At 57.6% G+C, this 18,986-nt stretch carries 21 protein-coding genes and 1 tRNA gene; 9 read left to right on the top strand and 13 right to left on the bottom strand.

Annotated elements, in window-relative coordinates; translation table 11 throughout:
- Window positions 1–6: 6 nt before the first annotated feature.
- The 5 genes from DWB63_RS07890 to DWB63_RS07870 all read right to left on the bottom strand — a co-directional run bounded on the left by DWB63_RS07890 (window position 7) and on the right by DWB63_RS07870 (window position 4,599).
- A complete protein-coding gene (locus tag DWB63_RS07890) occupies window positions 7–375 on the bottom strand; it encodes an NADH-quinone oxidoreductase subunit C (RefSeq protein WP_128328273.1) in 369 nt (122 codons plus the stop codon).
- 21 nt (window positions 376–396) lie between these two features.
- Window positions 397–840, bottom strand: a complete 444-nt coding sequence (locus DWB63_RS07885; protein WP_128328272.1) for an NADH-quinone oxidoreductase subunit B family protein — start codon at window positions 838–840, stop codon at window positions 397–399.
- A gap of 3 nt (window positions 841–843) precedes the next feature.
- A complete protein-coding gene (locus tag DWB63_RS07880) occupies window positions 844–1,692 on the bottom strand; it encodes a complex I subunit 1 family protein (RefSeq protein ID WP_128328271.1) in 849 nt (282 codons plus the stop codon).
- Window positions 1,692–3,590 (bottom strand): proton-conducting transporter membrane subunit, encoded by a 1,899-nt coding sequence (locus DWB63_RS07875; RefSeq protein ID WP_128328270.1) that lies wholly within the window; start codon window positions 3,588–3,590, stop codon window positions 1,692–1,694. Before DWB63_RS07875 ends, DWB63_RS07880 begins: the two co-directional genes overlap by 1 nt.
- Before the next feature lie 331 nt (window positions 3,591–3,921).
- Window positions 3,922–4,599 carry a phosphoadenosine phosphosulfate reductase family protein gene (locus tag DWB63_RS07870; RefSeq protein WP_128328269.1) on the bottom strand — a complete coding sequence of 226 codons (678 nt, stop codon included), beginning with the start codon at window positions 4,597–4,599 and terminating at the stop codon, window positions 3,922–3,924.
- Between the two features lie 60 nt (window positions 4,600–4,659).
- On the opposite strand from DWB63_RS07870, the gene DWB63_RS07865 reads away from it, so the two are divergent.
- From DWB63_RS07865 to DWB63_RS07835, 7 genes are all read left to right on the top strand, one after another.
- Complete coding sequence (locus DWB63_RS07865) at window positions 4,660–5,091, top strand: pyridoxamine 5'-phosphate oxidase family protein (protein WP_128328268.1); 432 nt, start codon at window positions 4,660–4,662, stop codon at window positions 5,089–5,091.
- A 52-nt stretch (window positions 5,092–5,143) separates the two neighbouring features.
- Window positions 5,144–5,220: transfer RNA gene (locus DWB63_RS07860), tRNA-Arg, on the top strand.
- A gap of 177 nt (window positions 5,221–5,397) precedes the next feature.
- Entirely contained in the window at window positions 5,398–6,378 is a 981-nt protein-coding gene (locus tag DWB63_RS07855) for a D-glycerate dehydrogenase (RefSeq protein WP_128328267.1), read from the top strand.
- A 36-nt stretch (window positions 6,379–6,414) separates the two neighbouring features.
- A complete protein-coding gene (locus tag DWB63_RS07850) occupies window positions 6,415–7,764 on the top strand; it encodes a glycerate kinase (protein ID WP_128328266.1) in 1,350 nt (449 codons plus the stop codon).
- Window positions 7,765–7,952: 188 nt separating this feature from the next.
- Complete coding sequence (locus DWB63_RS07845) at window positions 7,953–8,747, top strand: ABC transporter substrate-binding protein (RefSeq protein WP_206613145.1); 795 nt, start codon at window positions 7,953–7,955, stop codon at window positions 8,745–8,747.
- 63 nt (window positions 8,748–8,810) lie between these two features.
- The gene (locus tag DWB63_RS07840; protein ID WP_128328265.1) at window positions 8,811–9,479 is read left to right on the top strand and encodes an amino acid ABC transporter permease; all 669 of its coding nucleotides are present in this window, start codon (window positions 8,811–8,813) and stop codon (window positions 9,477–9,479) included.
- 3 nt (window positions 9,480–9,482) lie between these two features.
- The gene (locus DWB63_RS07835) at window positions 9,483–10,151 is read left to right on the top strand and encodes an amino acid ABC transporter permease (protein WP_128328264.1); all 669 of its coding nucleotides are present in this window, start codon (window positions 9,483–9,485) and stop codon (window positions 10,149–10,151) included.
- Window positions 10,152–10,282: 131 nt separating this feature from the next.
- On the opposite strand, the gene DWB63_RS07830 is transcribed toward DWB63_RS07835, so the two are convergent.
- From DWB63_RS07830 to DWB63_RS07805, 6 genes are all read right to left on the bottom strand, one after another.
- Window positions 10,283–12,022, bottom strand: coding sequence for a M14/M99 family metallopeptidase (locus DWB63_RS07830; protein WP_128328263.1), 1,740 nt, complete (start codon window positions 12,020–12,022; stop codon window positions 10,283–10,285).
- A 147-nt stretch (window positions 12,023–12,169) separates the two neighbouring features.
- Window positions 12,170–12,877 carry a hypothetical protein gene (locus tag DWB63_RS07825; protein ID WP_128328262.1) on the bottom strand — a complete coding sequence of 236 codons (708 nt, stop codon included), beginning with the start codon at window positions 12,875–12,877 and terminating at the stop codon, window positions 12,170–12,172.
- Entirely contained in the window at window positions 12,874–14,133 is a 1,260-nt protein-coding gene (locus DWB63_RS07820) for a L,D-transpeptidase family protein (protein WP_128328261.1), read from the bottom strand. The genes DWB63_RS07825 and DWB63_RS07820 overlap by 4 nt, the downstream gene beginning before the upstream one ends.
- A gap of 61 nt (window positions 14,134–14,194) precedes the next feature.
- Window positions 14,195–14,752, bottom strand: a complete 558-nt coding sequence (gene pyrE, locus DWB63_RS07815) for an orotate phosphoribosyltransferase (RefSeq protein WP_128328260.1) — start codon at window positions 14,750–14,752, stop codon at window positions 14,195–14,197.
- Window positions 14,753–14,754: 2 nt separating this feature from the next.
- Window positions 14,755–16,053 carry an adenylosuccinate lyase gene (purB, locus tag DWB63_RS07810; protein WP_128328259.1) on the bottom strand — a complete coding sequence of 433 codons (1,299 nt, stop codon included), beginning with the start codon at window positions 16,051–16,053 and terminating at the stop codon, window positions 14,755–14,757.
- A 125-nt stretch (window positions 16,054–16,178) separates the two neighbouring features.
- Window positions 16,179–16,502, bottom strand: coding sequence for a zinc ribbon domain-containing protein (locus tag DWB63_RS07805; protein WP_128328258.1), 324 nt, complete (start codon window positions 16,500–16,502; stop codon window positions 16,179–16,181).
- A 441-nt stretch (window positions 16,503–16,943) separates the two neighbouring features.
- Here DWB63_RS07805 and DWB63_RS07800 point away from each other — a divergent pair, with 441 nt between their 5' ends.
- The gene (locus DWB63_RS07800; protein ID WP_128328257.1) at window positions 16,944–17,447 is read left to right on the top strand and encodes a hypothetical protein; all 504 of its coding nucleotides are present in this window, start codon (window positions 16,944–16,946) and stop codon (window positions 17,445–17,447) included.
- 71 nt (window positions 17,448–17,518) lie between these two features.
- Here the strand turns inward: DWB63_RS07800 and DWB63_RS07795 are convergent, their stop codons facing one another.
- Entirely contained in the window at window positions 17,519–17,758 is a 240-nt protein-coding gene (locus tag DWB63_RS07795; RefSeq protein WP_128328256.1) for a hypothetical protein, read from the bottom strand.
- Between the two features lie 172 nt (window positions 17,759–17,930).
- On the bottom strand, window positions 17,931–18,527 hold the full coding sequence (locus DWB63_RS07790) for a hypothetical protein (protein WP_128328255.1): 597 nt from the start codon (window positions 18,525–18,527) through the stop codon (window positions 17,931–17,933).
- Between the two features lie 174 nt (window positions 18,528–18,701).
- On the opposite strand from DWB63_RS07790, the gene DWB63_RS07785 reads away from it, so the two are divergent.
- Entirely contained in the window at window positions 18,702–18,974 is a 273-nt protein-coding gene (locus tag DWB63_RS07785; RefSeq protein WP_128328254.1) for an acylphosphatase, read from the top strand.
- Window positions 18,975–18,986 lie beyond the last annotated feature (12 nt).

Genomic DNA, 18,986 nt, shown 5'->3' with positions numbered 1-18,986 from the left:
AGCCCCCTATTTTTTCGGCGCGATCTTGACGTTGGACACCAGGGGAACCTGAGTGACCTCGGGGTCGAGATAGAGCGTACGGTTGAAGTCGAGGACCAGGCCGTCGAACTTGACGTCCCACTGGTCGCGAATTTCGTTTTCCACCAGCAGAGCGGCGAAGTAGACGCCGGAAACGCTGGGGATGGGCTTGTCCATATCAGCGACAAGGCGCAGATGGGTATCCTCGTAATCCTTGTCGAAATGGTAGAGGATGCCGATCTTGCCCTCGCCTTCCTGATAGGTCGAGAACGTGACGAACCTCTGCCCGTCGTTCTTCATGTTCATGACCTCGCCGACAATGTTGTCGATGGTCACGTCAATAATTTTACCTTGCATATTTCACCTCTGTGGACGGGCCTATTCGGCTTCTTCCACTTTTTGCGCGAACTTGGCCAGACCCATGACAACGCCGTCGATGATGGCTTCTGGCTTGGCCGGACAGCCGGGAACATACACGTCCACCGGGATGACCTTGTCCACGCCGCCCACGACATTGTAGGCTTCGCGGAACACACCACCGGTATTGCCGCACGCGCCGATGGCGATGACGGCCTTGGGCTCGGGCATCTGATCGTAGATGTTCTTGAGCACCTTCTTGTTCCGGTGGTTGACCGTGCCGGTGACCAGAAGCACGTCTGCGTGCTTGGGGTTGCCGACGTTGATGATGCCGAACCGCTCCACATCGTAAAGGGGAGTCAGGCAGGCCAGTACCTCGATATCGCAGCCGTTGCAGCTACCGCAGTCGAAATGCATGATCCACGGAGACTTGGCGCGAGATTTCTTGATGAATGATCCGAACATGATTTACCTCGCGTACAGCCAGATGAGGTTGACGACGGACAGGCCCATGCCGAGCACCCAGACGCGTTTGAGCATCCAGCGCCAGGTCATGCGGGCCATGGTGTTGTCCACCAGGATTTCGAGCATGTAGGTGGCCAGCAGCAGCACGGCCATCCAGGCCACGTTGGTGTGCCAGAACAACGCGCACACGCCGAGCACCAGTATGGTCTCGTACCAGTGGGCGATCTCGATCAGGGCCAGGTAGGGGCCGGAATACTCGGTGAGCACGCCCTTGACCAGTTCCTGATGTCCGTGATGGGAAGTGGAGAAATCAAACGGCGACTTGCGCAGCTTGATGGTCAGGGCGTAGCCCAGGGCCAGATAGAGAAGCGGCATCTTTGCCAGCAGCGGGATGTCCTGCGCCCATATGGCATCGATGGAGAAACTCCCGGTGACCATGTAGAAGCCGACGAAAACCAGGATCAGAACCGGCTCGTAGGCCAGGATCTGCAGGAGTTCGCGCTGTGCGCCCACCTGGGAATAGGGAGACTTGGCAGCCATGGCGCCCATGACCAGGAAGACCGCGCCGATGGCCTGCACGAAGAAGACGAGGAGCAGGTCGCCCTGGGCAAAGAACAGCGCGACCGAGGTGGCCGCTGCGATCAGATACACCCAGGCGCAGAGGATCTGCCACTGGTTGACGACCATTTTCTCTTTGCCGAACAGCTTGGCCACGTCATAGAAGGCCTGCATGATCGGGGGACCCTGACGGGACTGGAACCAGGCGGTGACGCGACGATCCAGACCGGCGATAAGGCCGCCGACAAGGGGCGCGACCAACAGTCCTATGATAACAAGAATAAGCGTTTCCATTAGAGCGCCCCTCCCAGCATGAGGACGATCAAAGCGACCGCCAGTGCGTTGAAGATGGAGGTGAGCTTGCCTTCTGCAAACAGCTCGCCCAGATACATGTTGCTGGCGGCAAACGGCACTTCGCCGTTCATGGGACCGATGTAGGTGCCGTCAGTGGTCGCATTGGCTCCACCCAGGTAGGGAGGCACGATCTTGACCTTGCGGTAGCCGGAAGCGGCCTTGACCGCATAGAGCAGCCCCAGGCCGAGGACCAGGAAGAGCGGCACCACGATGAATGTTCCGTGCACGGATTCAAGGGAGCCGAAGCCGACAACAAAGGGAGTCGAACCGAGCCAGGGGGCCAGCATGGAGTTGTATATCCAGGGGGAAGCCACGGACAGGACCACTGCGCCGAGACAGAGCAAGGTCAGCGGCAGCCGGGTCAGCAGGGGCTGCGTTTCAGGCCTTGCGCCCTCCTCGCGGGTACCCATCATCGAACCGGCCCAACGGGCCAGATAGACGACCATCATTGCGGAACCCATGGCCAGCATGACGATGACGAAGATGTTGCTGTCGGCAGCGGCCTCAATGGCCATCCACTTGCCGAGCAGCACGCCGAACGGAGGCAGCATCATGGTCAGGATGCCGATGATGGTGATCAGGGCGGTCCGGGGATGCTTGGCATACAGTCCGCGCATGTCTTCGATGTCGCGGGAGCCGATGGCCTGCTCGATGGTGCCGACGCACAGGAAGAGCAGGGACTTGGAGATGGCGTGGAACAGGATCAGCATGACCGCGGCCGTCAGGGCCAACGGAGTGTTGATGCCCGCGCAGCAGATGATCAGGCCGAGGTTGGCCACGGTGGAGTACGCCAGGATCTTCTTGCCGTTGGACTGTCCCACTCCCAGTGCGGCGCAGGCCAGGAAGGTGAACGCACCGCAGATGGCCACGCCCGTGGACAGGAAGGTGCCTGCATATGCGGGCGCAAACCTCAGGACCACGAAGACACCGGCCTTGACCATGGTGGAGGAATGCAGGAGCGCGGAAACCGGGGTCGGAGCGACCATGGCGCCGAGCAGCCAGCTCTGGAACGGAACCTGGGCGGCCTTGGTGAACCCGGCCAGACAGAGGAAGCCCACGCCGGTGACCATGAGCGCACCGGCAGGACCGGCGGCCAGGATGGCCGAGATGTTCAGGGTGCCGGTCTGCATGTAGACCAGCATCATGCCAAGCACGAAGGCCAGGCCACCGAACGCGTTCATCCACAAGGCGCGAACGGAATTCTTGGTGGCGACCTCGGTGCCGTCGTGACCGATGAGCATGAACGAACAGAAGGTGGTCACTTCAAAGAAGAAGTACATCCACAGAATGTTGTTGGACAGCACCAGACCGTTCATCGCTCCCAGGAACAGCACCAGGTAGAAGAAGAAGCGCGGCTGACGCGAGGTTTTCAGGTGCAGGTGCTCTTCGTGTTCCTTCATATAGGGAATGGCGAAGATGCAGATCAGCGAGCCGATGATGGAGATCACCAGGACCATGATCAAGGACAGTTGGTCGCCCATGAGCGCGGGAACCGCCTCATGTTCGACCATGACCAACTCAAACCACACGAGCAGAACGGCCTGGGCCAGGGTGAAACCCTGAATCAGGATGCTCTTGTGTTTGATACCATAATAAAAAATGACGCCCAACAGTGCGAAATCCAGGATGGTGACCAGGAAGTCGCTGCTGATGCCAAGGAATGAACCGACCGCAATCGGCTCAAAGGTCCCCTGCCCGAGCAGGCCCAGAGACGCAAGCGTCAGGACCACGCCGGTTCCGAGCACGGTCAGCTTCCGTGCGGCCGAAGACCGGACGAAATAGCAGACCAGCGCGGCAACGGCTGGCAGAAGGATGAGAAGCAGTAACAGATTCGACATGAAGACCTCGTTTCAATAGATGATGAACGAGTACAGCAGACATGTGGATTCCGGAAACACCTCCGACCGGATTCCACAATGCGAATGCACTTTACCCTTAGCCTAGTAAACATGTGTCCTTAGGTGAAGTTAACCCTCAGGTCAAGACAGAAACCGACTTTTGGGCCTATCTCTCTGCCCTGTCCAACTGTTTAGCTTTACTCACGATTTAGCACAAAGATCCATTGGCGACACCATTTCCCCACCATTCGGGTGGGGAAAATTTGTGAAAAAAAGTGCAATTAACCCGAGGGTTACTTTCGAAGTCCGTTGTTGTTCGCGAACGTGCGGATCAAAAATAGCCGAGACTGGTCAGGGAGCGGAGCATTTGTTCCTTGTTCCGGTCGCGGCCCGACCGTTCGGGACCGCCCTTCTCCGGCCGTGCCGTGCAGGGACGGCAACCGAGGGAGCGATACCCCCGGTCGTAGAGTTCACAATGCGGCAGGTCGAACCGGGCGTGGAAGGCCCATATGTCGGTCTCGGTCCAGTCGAGGATGGGATTGACCAGGACATGCGGCGGCGTCAGGCGCTTCTCCTGGGCTTGTCTGTCCGCTCTGTCCGGGTGCTCGTCCCGGCGAATGCCGGTCAACAGATGCGTGGTCCCCGTGGCGGCAATGGCCGCCTGCAACGGCTTCACCTTGAGTTCCAGGCAACAGGCCAGAGTGTCCCGGGCCAAGGGATAGCCTTCCAGGGCCACAGCCGGACGGGCCACGAAAAGCTCCAAACCCCACTCTCCCGTCAGCCGGTCGCGGAAGGCCAGCACCTCGGGGAATTTGCAGCCCGTATCCAGGTTGATGACCCGGCCGTTCCCCAACCCTGCGTGATCCAAAAGCATCTTCCATATGAACAGGACCACTGTGGAGTCTTTGCCCCCGGTCCAGGCCACACGCACCGACTCGGCCCCGGCTCGTTCTAGCAGGTTCGATAATTGGGCTTCGCTATTGCGGATCTTGTCGTCAAGGGTCGTCATGCCCACTCCGGGGATTGCTTTATAATGGATATCGAAACGAAGATGCGATATGGACATTTCATGAGCAACGAAAAAATGCAAATAATCGATGACCTGATCACTTCAGAGGACATCTGCGTTTTGGCCACGACCGACGGTATTCAGCCTCACAATTCGCTGATGCATTTCTTTGCCGACCACGCGGCCATGAAGTTCTATTTTCTTTCACGAAAATCCACGCAAAAGAACAAGAACCTCAAAATATGCCCTCATGTGAGCATGTTGATCGACCGGCGCGACGAAAAAGTGGCCCTGGTCATCCAGGGGGTCAACTCCCCCATCAAAAAAAAGCAGACAGAGGACGCCATTATCAAGCTCTACCTGCTGAAGCACCCGCAAATGCGCGCACTGGCCGAAGATCCTGACACGGAACTCATCAGAATCCTGGGCCGGTCAGCCGAACTCTGCTGCGGTTTCACCGATGTTTTCACAACCAAATTGCAAAATTCCTGAAAAAACCGCTTGACGTCCCAAGCACATGGGCATAAACAGACTCTTCCTTTGTGCGCCCGTGGCTCAGCTGGATAGAGCATTCGGCTACGAACCGAAAGATCGCACGTTCGAATCGTGCCGGGCGCACCACGATAGTCAAATCCCCTGCAAACACCGTTTGCAGGGGATTTTTCGTTGCACGTTCCGTCAAGTAGTATAGGCTGTCTCGTCCGCTGTCTGATTGAGGTCCGATCAAGGAAGACCCGAGACCCATTGACTCCGGGCACATTGCCACTCATGCTTAAAGACAACTGCAAGGAGTCATCCATGGACAGATTCAAGATTTACATCACCCGGCGGATTCCGCAGGCGGGCATAGACCTGCTCCGGCGCGTGGCCGACGTGGAGATCAACCCTGTCGACGCCCCGCTTCCCCGGAAGCAACTCCTGGAAAAGGCCGCCGGATGCGACGGCGTCATGGGTCTTTTGACCGACAGGATCGACGCCGAATTCTTTGACGCGGCCACGAATCTCAAAGGGTACGCCAACTACGCCGTGGGTTTCGACAACATCGACGTACCCGAGGCCACGCGCCGCGGGCTGCCGGTGTCCAATACGCCCGGCGTGCTGACCAACGCCACCGCCGAATGCGCCTGGGCACTGATCTTCAGCGTGGCCAGGCGCGTGACTGAGACCGACCGGATCATGCGTTCCGGCTCCTGGACGGGTTGGGGACCGATGCAATTCATCGGCGGCGACATTTCCGGCAAGACTCTCGGCATCGTGGGTGCGGGCCGCATCGGCACGGCCACGGCGCTGATGTCCAGGGGATTCGGCATGAATGTCCTCTACACCAGTTCATCGAACCGCAAAAACGGCGTGCTCGAATCGGAAATGAACGCCAAGCTCGTTTCCTTCGACCAACTGCTGACCAAGTCCGACTTCATCTCCATCCACACCCCCCTGACGCCGCAGACCCGGCATCTGTTCGACGCGAGCGCTTTTTCACGCATGAAAAAAACCGCTTATCTTGTAAACACGGCGCGGGGACCGATCATCAAGGAAGACGACCTGGTGGCCGCCCTTCGCGCAGGCGAAATCGCCGGTGCGGGGCTGGACGTGTTCGAGAACGAACCGGCCATGGCACCGGGCCTCGCCCAACTGGACAACGTGGTGGTACTCCCCCACATCGGCTCCGCGACCGCTTCATCGAGGACGGACATGGCCACCCTGGCCGCACGCAACCTCATCGCCATGCTCAAGGGGCAAAAACCGGAAACCTGCCTCAATCCCGAAATCTATGGTTAGCAGGCCGGGACAGCTACAGGGACGTTACATACCGACATGACCGCATATACCAAACAGAAGGCCCACCTCCTGAAAATTGTCGAAATGGCCCTGGAGGCAGTGGCACCCGCCCCGGCCCTGCGCGCCGCCCTGGCCCTGGAAGACGATAAACTGACCGTGGGTGGACGTACATACGACCTCTCAGCCCATGACCGGATATTCCTGACAGGCGCGGGAAAAGCCTCGGCTGCCATGGCCCACACCATGGAGGACATCCTCGGCGACCGGCTGCATCGCGGCATCGTGGCCACGAAATACGGCCACGGCCTGGAGCTGGAAAAGACCGTGGTCATGGAGGCCGGACACCCGGTGCCGGACCGGGCCGGCGAACTGGCCTCAAGGAGAATGCTCGAACTGGCCCGAGAGACCACGAAGCACGATCTGGTCTTCTGCCTGCTGTCCGGCGGAGCCAGCGCCATCATCCCTGCACCGCGCCAACCGGTCAGCCTGGCCGACAAGCAGGCAACCACGGGCAGTCTGCTGGGGTGTGGAGCGACGATCAACGAGATCAACGCCATAAGAAAGCATCTCTCCCGATTCAAGGGCGGCCACTTCGCCAAGGCCCTGGAACCGTCCACGGTCATCACCCTGATCATATCGGACGTGGTCGGCGACCATCTTGACGTTATCGGGTCCGGCCCCACCGCTCCGGACGACTCCTCCTTTCTCGACTGCCGGACCATCCTGGACAAGTATCGCCTCTGCGGCCACATGCCGGACGCAGTGGTCAAGGCGGTCAACGACGGATGCGCAGGGCTTGTGCCCGAGACCCGCAAGGCCGGAGATTCCTGTTTCGACCGCGTCCACAACGTCATCGTGGCAGGCAATGCCATGGCCCTGAACGGCGCTGCCCAAGCGGCCAGGAAACTGGGCTATACCCCTGTTGTGGTCGACTCTGCCATGGAGGGGGAAGCCAGGGATGTGGCCGCCCGGCTCGTTCGGCTGGCCCAAGGATACTGCCGAGGCCAACACGGATCAGGAGAACCGGTCTGCCTTCTGGCCGGAGGAGAAACCACGGTCACCATCCGGGGCAAGGGCAAGGGCGGACGCAATCAGGAACTGGCCCTGGCAGCCGCCGTGGAGATTGCACAAATGGGTAAAATGGGTGAACGCCTGGCAATCCTGAGTCTTGGAACGGACGGCACAGACGGCCCGACCGATGCGGCGGGGGCCATGGCCTTCCCGGACACCGTGGCCCGATCCGGCCCCTTGGCGCAAGCAGCCCGCACCTACCTCGAAGACAACAACGCATACGCGTTCCTTGCCGATGCAGGCACACTGGTCATGACCGGCCCGACCCGCACCAATGTCATGGACGTGGTCGCCGTTCTGGTGGACCCGGCATAGGGAGCCTTCCGGCTCCCTCCCTTGGATCTATCGGAATTCCTTGATCTCACATCCGAAAACAATTGCACCGCTCTTGCAAAACCCCTTTACTTCCATTAGCCTTCTTCGTGGCTGAATCCGCCTACTATGGTGCTGACCACGAATCACTTTTCGGATCAGATTTTTCGTTGAACATTTGAGGAGGAATAATGAAACGTCTTACTACGTGCCTGGCCCTCATGCTCTGCATGCTCCTGGCCATGGCAGCCACAGCGTCTGCCGACTCCCTGGCTGAAATCGTCAAGCGCGGTGAACTGCGCGTCGCCGTCCAGACCCAGTGTCCCCCGTTCAGTTTTGTGGACAAAAACGGTGAGCGCACCGGCTCTTCCGTTGAATTCTGCCGCCTGATGGCCAAGGAAATGGGCGTTGAAATCAAATTTCTGGACTACGATTGGGACGGGCTGATTCCGGCCCTGCTGTCCGGCAAAGCCGACATGCTGGCTGCCGACATGACAGCCAACCTGCAACGCGCCCTCAAAGTCTCTTTCTCCGATCCCTTCTACTTCTCCGGCTCGGTGGCCGTGGTCAAAGCCGACTCCACCATCACCAGCTGGGAGCAGATCAACAAGAAAGGCATGAAAGTCGCCGTACTGCTCGGCGGTACCGGCGAAGTGGACGCCAAGCGCCTCTTCCCCAATGCTGAAATCAAATCATACAAGGGCGGCGGCCCCATGCTCCTCAATGCCCTCATGGCAGGCAAGGCTGACGTGGCCGTCAACGACAACACCTCCATCGCAGGCAGCATGGCCTCCTTCCCCCCGAACTCCATGAAATTCGTGGGCGACATCATGTCCAAGCAGCCCCTGGCCTTTGCCGTCCGTCATGAAGACGAGAACCTGCGCCAATGGATCAACCTCTTCTTCGGCTGGGTGAAATCCGACGGCCGCTACGACGAAAACATCAAATACTGGGTCGAGTCCAAGGCCTGGGAAAAAGATCACTAGACCGTCAGCGATGCGCCATGTCCCGCCGGGGGCATGGCGCATCTCCATACGGATTCAGCGCACATGCTCGAATATTTCAATTTTCGCATCATATGGGAGTACATGCCCCTCTTCATGGACGGGCTGTACCAGACTGTCTGGATTTCACTGGTCGGCATCATAGGCTCGCTCATCGTGGGCATGATCGCCTGTTCCTGCCGTATCTCAGGCATCAGGATACTGTCTGCTCCGGCCGTGGTCTTCATCGAGGTAATCCGCTCCACGCCCCTTCTGGCCCAACTCTATTTTCTCTATTTCGGGCTCCCGTCGCTGGGAATTCAGGTAAGCGAACTGACCACCGGCATCGTGGCTCTTTCCGTCAATTCGGGAGCATATGTGGCAGAGATCCTGCGCGCCGGGATCAAAGGCATTCCTGGCGGCCAGGTGGAAGCCGCCATGGGACAGGGGTTCAATGTCTACCAACGCTTTTTCTACATCCTTTTGCCCCAGGCTCTCGCCAACACACTGCCCACAATGCTCGGTCAGGCCATAGTCCTGGTCAAGGACTCCGCTGTCCTGTCCCTCATCTCGGTGATGGAACTGACGCGCGCAGGGCAGATTCTGAACTCCGAGCGATTCATGCCGTCCGAAGCCTTCCTGACCGTGGCCGCCCTGTACCTGCTCGTTTACTACGTGCTCAAGGGGCTGAGCAAATTCTATCAGATGCGCATGATGCGCTTCAGGAGCGCATAAACCATGTGGGGTTTCTATTTCGATCAACTCATGAACAGCATGCCCATGTTCTACAAAGGCATGGGCATGACCGTGGCGGTCTCCGCCCTGAGCCTTGTCGGCGGCACCGTCATCGGGACCATCGCCGGCATTCTGCGCTCGAACAGAGGCACGTTCCTGTCCCGCATCCTGTCGCTTTACGTGGATTTCATGCGCGGCACACCGTTTCTGGTCCAGTTGTTCATCATATTCTTCATCCTGCCGGAATTCGGATTGCAGATGGAGGCCTTCACGGCTGCGGTGGTCAGCCTGACCATCTACGCGGGTTCCTACATCTGCGAGATCGTATCGGCAGCCATTCAGGCCGTGCCCCCGGGCCAGGAAGAGGCGTGCCGGTCACTGGGCCACACCCGTAGCCAGGCCATGCGCCTGGTCATCCTGCCGCAAGCCCTGCGCATGGCCCTGCCCGCCCTTGTCGGCCAGTACGTGCTGCTCATCAAGGACTCGTCCATCGTCTCAGTCATCGGCCTGACGGACATCACCCGCGCAGGTTGGCTCACCGTTCAGCGCGTACCGGAAGGCATCATGGTGTTCGGACTTGTCGGACTGCTCTACTTCGCAGTCTGCTACCCGCTCATTCAGCTTTCCAACATACTGGAAAAGAAATTCTCCACCGGCGACATGAAGCTGTAGTTCAACAATAGGACACGAGCCGCCAGAACCGGCTTCTGCCAGGGTGTGGAACAGAGCAAATCACAATGAAAAACCCCGGAAGTTATCTTCCGGGGTTTTCCTGCATCATATAAATTTCTAATGAGTGGGCATCAATTGATAGCCGAGGGGAGTTCCGCGAAACTGCCTGCGGTAAAGGTCATGGTGCCAAGACCGTCAAAGGTGGTTGCCTGACGGACAGTCAAGGGCAGCGGATTACCTATCTTCACGGTAAAGCTCTCCCCTTCGGACAAGGGCATGTCCCCGGCTGTGGCCATGAGCTTGTTGCCCGGACCGTTGCTCCAGGCCGCCTCAAGCACGTACTCTCCTGCGGGCAGCCGGTAACTGCCGCCTGAGGTCCAGGGGATGAGGAGGTTCTGGCCGCGCTTGTCGGCCAGCCTGAGTGCGAGCACCTTGCGCGGCACGATGTCCACATAGAACGAGGCGCTGGGCACCCCGGGGGTCTCGCGGACCACCTTGAACCGGGTCGCGTCCGGCCGATCGGTCGCCATGGCGTATTTTCCCATGAAATTATCGGGGTCGAGGATGATCTCCCACCCCATGTCCTGACCGTTGTTGGCCCAGGGAATGGCAACGAACCCCTTCAAATTGACGATCTCCTTGAGATCGCTTCCCCACACCCCTTCAAGGATGAGCTGATCTCCCAGCACGGTATGAAGGACTTCGCCGTCACGCACGAACACCGGATTGCCGTTGAGCCAGCAGACGAACGCGGGCTTGTCATCACCCGCCGAAGACGGCAGTTTGCCGGTCCAGCGGACCTGGGCCGTTGCCACCTGCTTGCCGTCCGAGCGCAATTCCAACTCGCTGAACGGTTCCAGGGCCATGCGCTGGGCATTAATCAGGTTCACGCCGGGACGGTCCGATGCGAACAGGGCCAACTCGGGTGAAAATTCGCGTAACCCGGAAGAAATGGACTTCACGGTCAGGGTCGAACCTGGAACCATGTTGATGACGGAACTGGACTCCAGGAGCCGCCCGTTGACGCTGACCTTTACTCCCTTGAGGGCGTAAGCAAGCACGTCCTCGTCGGAAAAATCGGGCGGCGTGACTTCCACACCCAGCCGGTGGAGCAGCATGACGGTGGCCGACAACTGCTGACGGACCTTCCAGTCGATCTGGCGGATGGACTTGGAGACCTCCACGGCCATGGCCGGAATACCGTGTTCGGCCAAGGCATAGCAGGTCAGTGACTTGCGCATTTCCGGGTAGTCCGTTCCCTTGTCAAAGGTCCGTGTATTGAAAAGTTTGAACTGGTAATCGCTGAAACCGATCTTGCCGTTGAGTTCCGTCAAAACGGAATTGACGGTCTGTTCCAAATCGATCTTGTCATAGACCAGGGTGTCCACGATGATGGACTGACCGTATCGCTTGGGGTTGCGCAAATTGTCCACGTAGGTGGGGTTGTAGAAACCGCTGCCCTCGTGAAGATGGATGAAGGCGTCTGATTGCGCCAACAGGAAGCGGATCACCCGAGCCACGCGGTCCTCGTAAAACCGGTTGTAATTCTGGTCAAACCGCCGATTCATGTCGACGTTGATCTGCCTCTTGCACAGATTGATGGAGGGAACGTTGGCCCGGGGCAGCACGATGACGTTGCCGCGAAGGACTTTCGCCTGGGTCAAGAGTTGTGCGGTAACGAACCCGGATGTTTCATCCCCCTGGATGCCGCCCTGAACCATGATGGTGGGACCGGGCAGTTCACCCTGGAGATAGACTACCCTGAGCGGATACTGGGTACCTGTGAAGAAAGCATGTTCCCAGGAACCGGCCACCGCGTGAGTGCCCATTGTCAGCAGGAAGAGTGTTGCCAGAAAAAACTTGATTCGCATCCCTTTCACCAATTATCTCCGGTATTCCCAACTATCAGACGGTCCTGACGGCCGTAAAAGGTGTCACAGCACAACGAAAATTGAAGCGCACTCCATACGAGAAGGGGGGGGGACAACGCTTCAACAGCGCCGGTATCGTCCAATCGGCTAGGATGCCAGAATGTGATAGAAGGGATATGTTTCGGCGAAAATGACATCCCCGTCCTTTCCCCTGATCTCAAGACGCAACCCGAAGAGATCCTTCTTGTCCATCCCCTCGGGGAGAAGGAAGTCTGTCTGAATGCGCTTGAATCGTTGAATCTGGAATGACAGATCGGTTTTATTGGTTTCGACATCCACGACCTTGCCTGCCTTGGTCAGATAGATGAAGTCCGCCTGTCCGGCCATGGACTTGGAGGCCTGAAGGTTGTTCAGTTCAAATGAGACGGAAAGCTTGCTGCCCGTCAGCTTGGCCTGCATGTTTTCCACACCGACCTGTCGTGTGTCGATGCGAGCAAAAAGCTTGTTGAGATCCACATCTTCTTTGGTCTCTGGCTGCTCCGCCTCGGTGGTGGCGGCGGAGAGCAGGGACTGCAACTCCGTGGGATCATAGGATTCGAGAATCTTTTCCATGTTGCCCAGCCGCTCCAGCCGGACCTCCGCGTCCACCAGGCGCTGTTCAAGCCCTTTTTTTTCGGAATGGAGCTTGGAGTTGATCCCGAAGCCGCGAACTCCCATGTATATCCCGCCCACAGCGCACAGCAGCAGAAATATCTGACTGAAGACGAACATCTTGAGCCAGAAAGGGCTGATGCGATACCGGGTCACATCCCGGTCGTCTCGCATGAAGAGTACGCTGTACTTGGAATCGCTCATCTTCCTCGTCTCCACTCCTCACTTCCGATTTTCCAGGTACCGCCGTCCGGAATCAGGACCAGGGTCTTGCGGCCTGCATCGCCATATCCGCTGGCGTCTTCAAACACCTGATCAAAGGCCACCTTGAGTCCCCTTGGGTGCAAAGCCACTTTCAGGCCATCAACTTCAAGCTTAACAGGAGGCGTCTTGTCCCACAATGTCTTTTTGTAATCAGCAATGTTGGTTGCGCCCTTTCTCCCCCCCTGATCGGCCTGGGAGACATAGAAGTTCTTGTAGGCTTCCACATCGGCGGACAGCCAGGCAGTTCGCCATGACTCCACCACCTCCCGGACCTCTTCGGACTTGGCGGCCAGGTATTTGGCATCCAGCTGTTCCGACGCCGGGGTGTATTCGCGCCCGGCAATACGCCATTCTCCATCCGCGTCCCGGAGCCAGTAAAACCGCTTGCCGGTGGTCGAAGCTATTCCCGGAGCACGATAATACTGATCGAACCAGGTCACCCAGTAGCCGGGCCCGGGGATAGCCCGGACATTGTCGACCATGACCTGAATCCATGGCTGGGACGCAAAAATGTTCCGCTTGTGGTTCTCGAAATTCGTGAAGACCAACCCTTCGGACGATTCTATGGATTCGGCATCGTAGTAGGCAAAAAAAGCCTCGTCCTTATTGCCCCAGTCCGTTGCCCAGCTTTCCAGCTTCTTGGCCAGGGTCAGGGCCGTGACCTCGCTCTCGCCCGGCTCCGAAGACCAGTCCAGATCGTTGGCAATGACCACAGGGGTGCCGAAGGCGGCCTCCATGGCCACGCGCTCCATGTCCGGCACCTTGAGCGCCACGCAGCCCAGCGTGTCCCTCGGAAGAAAGGTCTTGCCCCGACCATGCAGCCAGATGCCGCTGCCGGTCTTGCCCTTGATCCGATCTATTGGATTTGGATAATTCAAGGAATACGCTATGTTGCCGTAGAGACCCCAATCGAGCTTCCGATTGATGCGGCCCCCCACGAAGTAGATACCTTCGGGGGTGCGCAGATCGCCTTCCTCGCTCTTGTCTCCGAGGGACTGTCCCGTGGTGCACGGGAAGCGGCGAACCTCGTGCAAGGGCGACTTGCGTTCCAGCATGATCAATTCCTGAGACTGCTTGTCCACGGCAATGATCCGCTCCGGGCCATACGCATGGGACGAAAGCACCGGCGCCCAGCCCTCTGCACAGGCCGCGCTCACAGTCATCAAGATAATCAGAACAATGATTGCTACACGCATCTACCACTTTCCCGCTCAGGTTTTCCCCGAACCTAACCGACGTCTCCCCCGACGCGCCTGTCTACCTTCCCGCAGCCAGCAACTCCTGACGGGTAAAGATGGAATTCAATTCCAGTCCCGCCGACTTGAGTTTTTCCCTGCCGCCCTCTTCACGATCCAGAACGGCCAACACACCGACGATCTCAAGGCCCGCATCCCGCACGCGTTCAGCGGCCGTGATCAAGGTCCCCCCCGTGGTGCACACATCTTCCAGCAGGACGACCTTGTCACCCTTGCTGAAATTGGCCAATCCTTCAAGATATTGATCGGTGCCATGCCCCTTGGATTTCTTGCGGATGATGAATCCCGGCAACGGCCGTCCTTCCAAATAGGAGACCACGGTCACCCCGGAGATCAGTGGGTCCGCGCCCAATGTCATGCCGCCCACGCCGTCCACATCATAGGCCTTGAGCATTTCGAAAAAAAGACGCCCGATGAGATAGCCGCCCTCGGCGTGCAGGGCTGTCTGTTTGCAATCGAAATAGTAGTCGCTCTTCTTGCCGGAAGTCAGCGTGAAGTCGCCTTCCTTGTAAGAAAGCCTGAGCAACAGCTTTGCCAGCCTGGACTTGAACTCGGTCATACCTACTTCCCCCCAAAGACGCGGCTGAAAACCACATCCTCATATCGTTTGTAATACGAGGGGTCGAAAGCTTCGTCAAGGTCGTTAGAAACAAGATGTTTGTTTACTTCCGCATCGTTACGCACTTCATCCTCGAATTGGATGCGGCCTGCCCAGCAACGCATGGCCACTTTCTGAACCATTTCATAGGCTTCCTGCCGCTTGAGGCCGGTGCCGATGAGCTTGTTCAGCACCCTCTGCGAGTAGAAAAGACCGAAGGAACTCATGAGGTTGCGTTCGATGACATCCTCCTTGACCACCAGCAGTTCCAGCACGCCGGACATGCGATTCAGCATGTAGTCCACCAGAGCCGTGGTATCCGGCATGATGATCCGCTCCACAGAGGAGTGGGAAATATCACGCTCATGCCACAGGGCCTGATTTTCCATGGCCGCCACGGAGTTCGACCGGATGAGCCTGGCCAGACCGCAGAGATTCTCCGCAGAAATGGGGTTCTTCTTGTGCGGCATGGCCGACGACCCTTTCTGGCCCTTGGAGAAGCCTTCCTCCACCTCAGAAACCTCTGTGCGCTGCAAATGCCTAAGTTCCAGCCCGAGGCGCTCGATGCCTCCGGCCAGCATGGCCAGGGTGGTGAAAAACTGCGCATAGCGATCGCGCTGTACGATCTGGGTGGAGTGGGGATCGGCCTCAAGCCCCAGAATGGCGCAGGTGCGTTCTTCCAGTTCAGGGCTGAGATGGGCGAAAGTGCCCACTGCACCGGAGAGCTTGCCCACACGGATGCTCTTTCGGGCCGCTTCGAACCGCTCCTTGTGGCGCATAAACTCGGCATAGAACCCGGCAAACTTGAGGCCGTAGGTGGTCGGCTCGGCATGGATGCCGTGCGTGCGGCCCATGCAGATAAGCCCCTTGTGCTTATAAGCCAGGTCCTTGAGCACTCCGAGAATGCGATCGATGCCTGCAGCCAGGATGTCGGCGGCGCGGGTCAGGAGCACGCCGTTGGCCGTGTCCACGATATCCGAGGACGTACATCCCAGATGGATATAGCGAGAATTGGGACCGACCTTTTCCTCCACTGCGGACAAAAAGGCGATAACGTCATGCTTGGTGGTTTCCTCGATCTCCAGAATACGATCGATCTCGAAGTCTGCCTTGGCATGGATTTCGTCACAGGCTTCCTGGGGGACTACGCCCATTTCAGTCCAGGCCTTGGTCACGGCCAGCTCCACCTCAAGCCAGACCCGAAATTTGTTTTCCAGGGTCCACAACTCTCTCATCTCCGGACGGGAATACCGTTCAAGCATTGTCTCTCACACTCCACGTTATGGTGCTTGGTCTTGCAGGGGCATACTATGGCAAGGAAGCCATAAAACTCAAGGGCGTCGATCTCCAAAAAAAAAGGCAGCCATAGCTGCCTTTGGCGCATACTCTAGGATGCGGAGCCTGCGCTCGATTTGTCCGCAGAAACTGGACATTTGGAAACCGGAGCGGCTTCGGATTTGGATTCGGGTGTACTGTCGCCACCACTCCCTTCAACAGGCTTCTGCGCTTCGCCAGGCTTAACCCCGGCATTCTTTCCGCCATACCCGTCGGCATACCAGCCGGATCCCTTCAGATGAAAAGACGAATGCGAGATGAGCCTCTTGGACTCACCGCCGCACTCGGGACATTCCATATCCTGTTCTTCAAACCCGGACTGCCACTCCTCGAACAGGGAATGGCAGGACTGACACTGATACTCGTAAATCGGCATGACGAATACTATCTACTTAAAATACTTTACGAACGGAACACTGTTCACCAAGACTGGATGCGAGGCCGCAGGTACAATGCCTCCCCAGACGCGAACACCACGCTGAGGTCGGCCCTGTGCCCACAAACGATTCGACCGGCTCGACGACAGCGAGCTTAGGCTTTTGCGGCCTTGGCTTCCTTGATTGCTGCCTTGATGGCCTTCTGGCGGCGATGACGCTTACGGTCCAATTCTTTCTTGCGCTCATGTTTCTTGTGACGTGCCATGTTTGTCTCCTTGATATTTCAGCCCGGTAAGGGCGTTTCATTCTTGCGAGCCGCACTTCATATAACAACTGCGACCGCTTTGTCTACCCCCGCGACAACCGATTTTCCCTTGACTCTGCCCCGCTTGATGTCCATATTCCCTGCTCCAAGCCATTTTTCCAAGAGGATTATCATAATGATCAGAAGTGTCAGCATTAAAAACGCGGTCAAGGATGCCCTTGAGATATTCCAGTTCGACCAGTGGATCCGGTTTTATTTCGTCACCGAAAAGGACGATGCGCTCTGGGTGGAAATCCCCGACGCCGTCATGGAGGCCCTCCGGGAGGACCACCCTGCTTTTCACAGCTTCGCCGACATGGTGAACAACGCGATCACCGACTACAAGCGATCCCAGGACAATGTCTGCTCCTTTGTGGCGGCCCGATTGGACGGCCAAAAATACGAAGCGACCGTCCTGCCCCAGGTGTTCGACAACGCCACCTTCAAGGTGGAGATGTACATTTTCAACGTCTGGCTCAAGATGCATGAATCCCACCTCGACGAAGAGTACATGGACTTCAATGCATGGATGGAAATGTACGACGGCTGGAACTCCCTGGACGAGGTCAAGGAGTACCGCACCAAACTGTTGGAGAGCGGTACCGATCCGCAGATTCCGACCTGCGGAACCGCCCAGTAGCCAACGCCGTCGAAAACGCGCAAAAAGCCCCTGCAACCCTATGGTTGCAGGGGCTTTTTGCGCTGACACCATTATTTCTTTTTTCTCGGGCCGGGTGGTTCCTGTTGCACCCCGGTCACCTTGCCGCCCTTGCCCTTGATAATGAGCATGGGAGGCTGGCGATCGGTCTGCCCGTCCTTTTTCTTCCTGTTGCCCTGCCCGTTTTGGTTGGAGGCCACGAGAAAAGGATCAGCCTGAAAGCGGACATCCGCAGCCAGGACCGGCGAGAGCATCATGAGAGTGAGGACTGTTGCCAAAAGAATCTTCTTCACTCGGGCCTCCGCTGAAAAAATAGCAAGTGGCGTGCCTGACAAAACAACAGGTATTCCAAGCCGCTGCCCCGGACCACGCCGTATGCGCAGACAAATAAATGCGCACATGGGACCATGTTTTCACTTCGGAGCGCATCGTATCCGGCCCGACATCGGCCTGTCAACGAAACGATCAGTACCGGATATTGTCGTCCAGATACAGAGAGAGCACGGCTTTGTCGATGCTCTTCCTGGCTTGCGCATCGCCCGGATCCACATACCCCACAAAGGTCAACATGCCTTTCCTGGTATACACGATGTAGGTCAGGCTGAGCATGGTCTCACCGCGATGCACCACCTCACTCTCAAGCCGCAGGGTCTTTTTTTCCTGAATGTAGGTGGCATCCTTGAGGGTCAGACGAGGCGTATCGGGCAACTGCCACTGGGCCTGGCCTGACCGGCTTATGGATTCGACGATGAATCGATTGAAGTTGGATATGTCGGCGGCATGCATCTTCCGACCCGGCTGGACCTCCACGAGCAGACTGTGAACGCCGCCCTCGGCGGGACTGCAATACCCCGCCTGCCAGTCGGGCATCATTCCCCGAACAGGAAACGGAGTGCCAGCCTGTTCAACCGATTTGAGGTCGCATTCCGAGACCTCGCTCCAGCCCTTGGGCAGCCAGATAGTGTACCCGATGTCGGAGTTGTAATAGGGTAGAGAGGCCCAGACAGGAATCGAAAAGACAAGCGCCGCTATCAAGGCAGCGACAAAACATACAATGCGCATATGATAACCTCAGCTTCACGGATGCGAAGCGGTCAGAGCAGGGAGGCAAGATACTCTTTCCCCGAGACCAAGGCAACACCGAAATGACAAACGTCACCACGGTCACCCTCTTTCCATGCCCGTTTTTTTATCTTATACTTTATATATACCGAAAAACAGCAACGGAGGTTCCTCATGCAGAGCTACAAGTGTACTGTTCACGGCAAGGTCACCGGCGGCAACTTTCAGCTTTGGGTTCTGAACGCCGCGCAAAGGCTCAATTTGAACGGATGGGTCCGCAACATCGCCGAAGGCAAGGCCGAAATCCTGCTTCAGGGCGACGACGACAACTACGCCGCTTTCCTGGAACGCCTCAAGACTGAAGCGCCCATTGTGGACAAGGGTGAAATCGCAGGCTTCCCCATTGAATATGACAAGGTTTACGACAAGTTTGAAATACGAGGCTGAATGAAGTTTTCA

This window comes from Pseudodesulfovibrio sp. S3 (genome assembly GCF_004025585.1).
Taxonomy (GTDB): domain Bacteria; phylum Desulfobacterota; class Desulfovibrionia; order Desulfovibrionales; family Desulfovibrionaceae; genus Pseudodesulfovibrio.
The sequence above is the reverse complement of the archived record's forward strand: the minus strand, read 5'-3'. Positions and strand labels throughout refer to the sequence as shown.

What these genes read in the sequence shown, in the direction of transcription:
- DWB63_RS07885 (WP_128328272.1), bottom strand. Translation starts at nt 840, where the DNA reads ATGTTCGGATCATTCATCAAGAAATCTCGCGCCAAGTCTCCGTGGATC.
- DWB63_RS07790 (WP_128328255.1), bottom strand. Translation starts at nt 18,527, where the DNA reads ATGCGCATTGTATGTTTTGTCGCTGCCTTGATAGCGGCGCTTGTCTTT.
- DWB63_RS07850 (WP_128328266.1), top strand. Translation starts at nt 6,415, where the DNA reads ATGACCGCATATACCAAACAGAAGGCCCACCTCCTGAAAATTGTCGAA.
- DWB63_RS07820 (WP_128328261.1), bottom strand. Translation starts at nt 14,133, where the DNA reads ATGCGTGTAGCAATCATTGTTCTGATTATCTTGATGACTGTGAGCGCG.
- DWB63_RS07865 (WP_128328268.1), top strand. Translation starts at nt 4,660, where the DNA reads ATGAGCAACGAAAAAATGCAAATAATCGATGACCTGATCACTTCAGAG.
- pyrE (WP_128328260.1), bottom strand. Translation starts at nt 14,752, where the DNA reads ATGACCGAGTTCAAGTCCAGGCTGGCAAAGCTGTTGCTCAGGCTTTCT.
- DWB63_RS07845 (WP_206613145.1), top strand. Translation starts at nt 7,953, where the DNA reads ATGAAACGTCTTACTACGTGCCTGGCCCTCATGCTCTGCATGCTCCTG.
- purB (WP_128328259.1), bottom strand. Translation starts at nt 16,053, where the DNA reads ATGCTTGAACGGTATTCCCGTCCGGAGATGAGAGAGTTGTGGACCCTG.
- DWB63_RS07805 (WP_128328258.1), bottom strand. Translation starts at nt 16,502, where the DNA reads ATGCCGATTTACGAGTATCAGTGTCAGTCCTGCCATTCCCTGTTCGAG.
- DWB63_RS07825 (WP_128328262.1), bottom strand. Translation starts at nt 12,877, where the DNA reads ATGAGCGATTCCAAGTACAGCGTACTCTTCATGCGAGACGACCGGGAT.
- DWB63_RS07835 (WP_128328264.1), top strand. Translation starts at nt 9,483, where the DNA reads ATGTGGGGTTTCTATTTCGATCAACTCATGAACAGCATGCCCATGTTC.
- DWB63_RS07880 (WP_128328271.1), bottom strand. Translation starts at nt 1,692, where the DNA reads ATGGAAACGCTTATTCTTGTTATCATAGGACTGTTGGTCGCGCCCCTT.
- DWB63_RS07890 (WP_128328273.1), bottom strand. Translation starts at nt 375, where the DNA reads ATGCAAGGTAAAATTATTGACGTGACCATCGACAACATTGTCGGCGAG.
- DWB63_RS07800 (WP_128328257.1), top strand. Translation starts at nt 16,944, where the DNA reads ATGATCAGAAGTGTCAGCATTAAAAACGCGGTCAAGGATGCCCTTGAG.
- DWB63_RS07830 (WP_128328263.1), bottom strand. Translation starts at nt 12,022, where the DNA reads ATGCGAATCAAGTTTTTTCTGGCAACACTCTTCCTGCTGACAATGGGC.
- DWB63_RS07870 (WP_128328269.1), bottom strand. Translation starts at nt 4,599, where the DNA reads ATGACGACCCTTGACGACAAGATCCGCAATAGCGAAGCCCAATTATCG.
- DWB63_RS07840 (WP_128328265.1), top strand. Translation starts at nt 8,811, where the DNA reads ATGCTCGAATATTTCAATTTTCGCATCATATGGGAGTACATGCCCCTC.
- DWB63_RS07785 (WP_128328254.1), top strand. Translation starts at nt 18,702, where the DNA reads ATGCAGAGCTACAAGTGTACTGTTCACGGCAAGGTCACCGGCGGCAAC.
- DWB63_RS07855 (WP_128328267.1), top strand. Translation starts at nt 5,398, where the DNA reads ATGGACAGATTCAAGATTTACATCACCCGGCGGATTCCGCAGGCGGGC.
- DWB63_RS07875 (WP_128328270.1), bottom strand. Translation starts at nt 3,590, where the DNA reads ATGTCGAATCTGTTACTGCTTCTCATCCTTCTGCCAGCCGTTGCCGCG.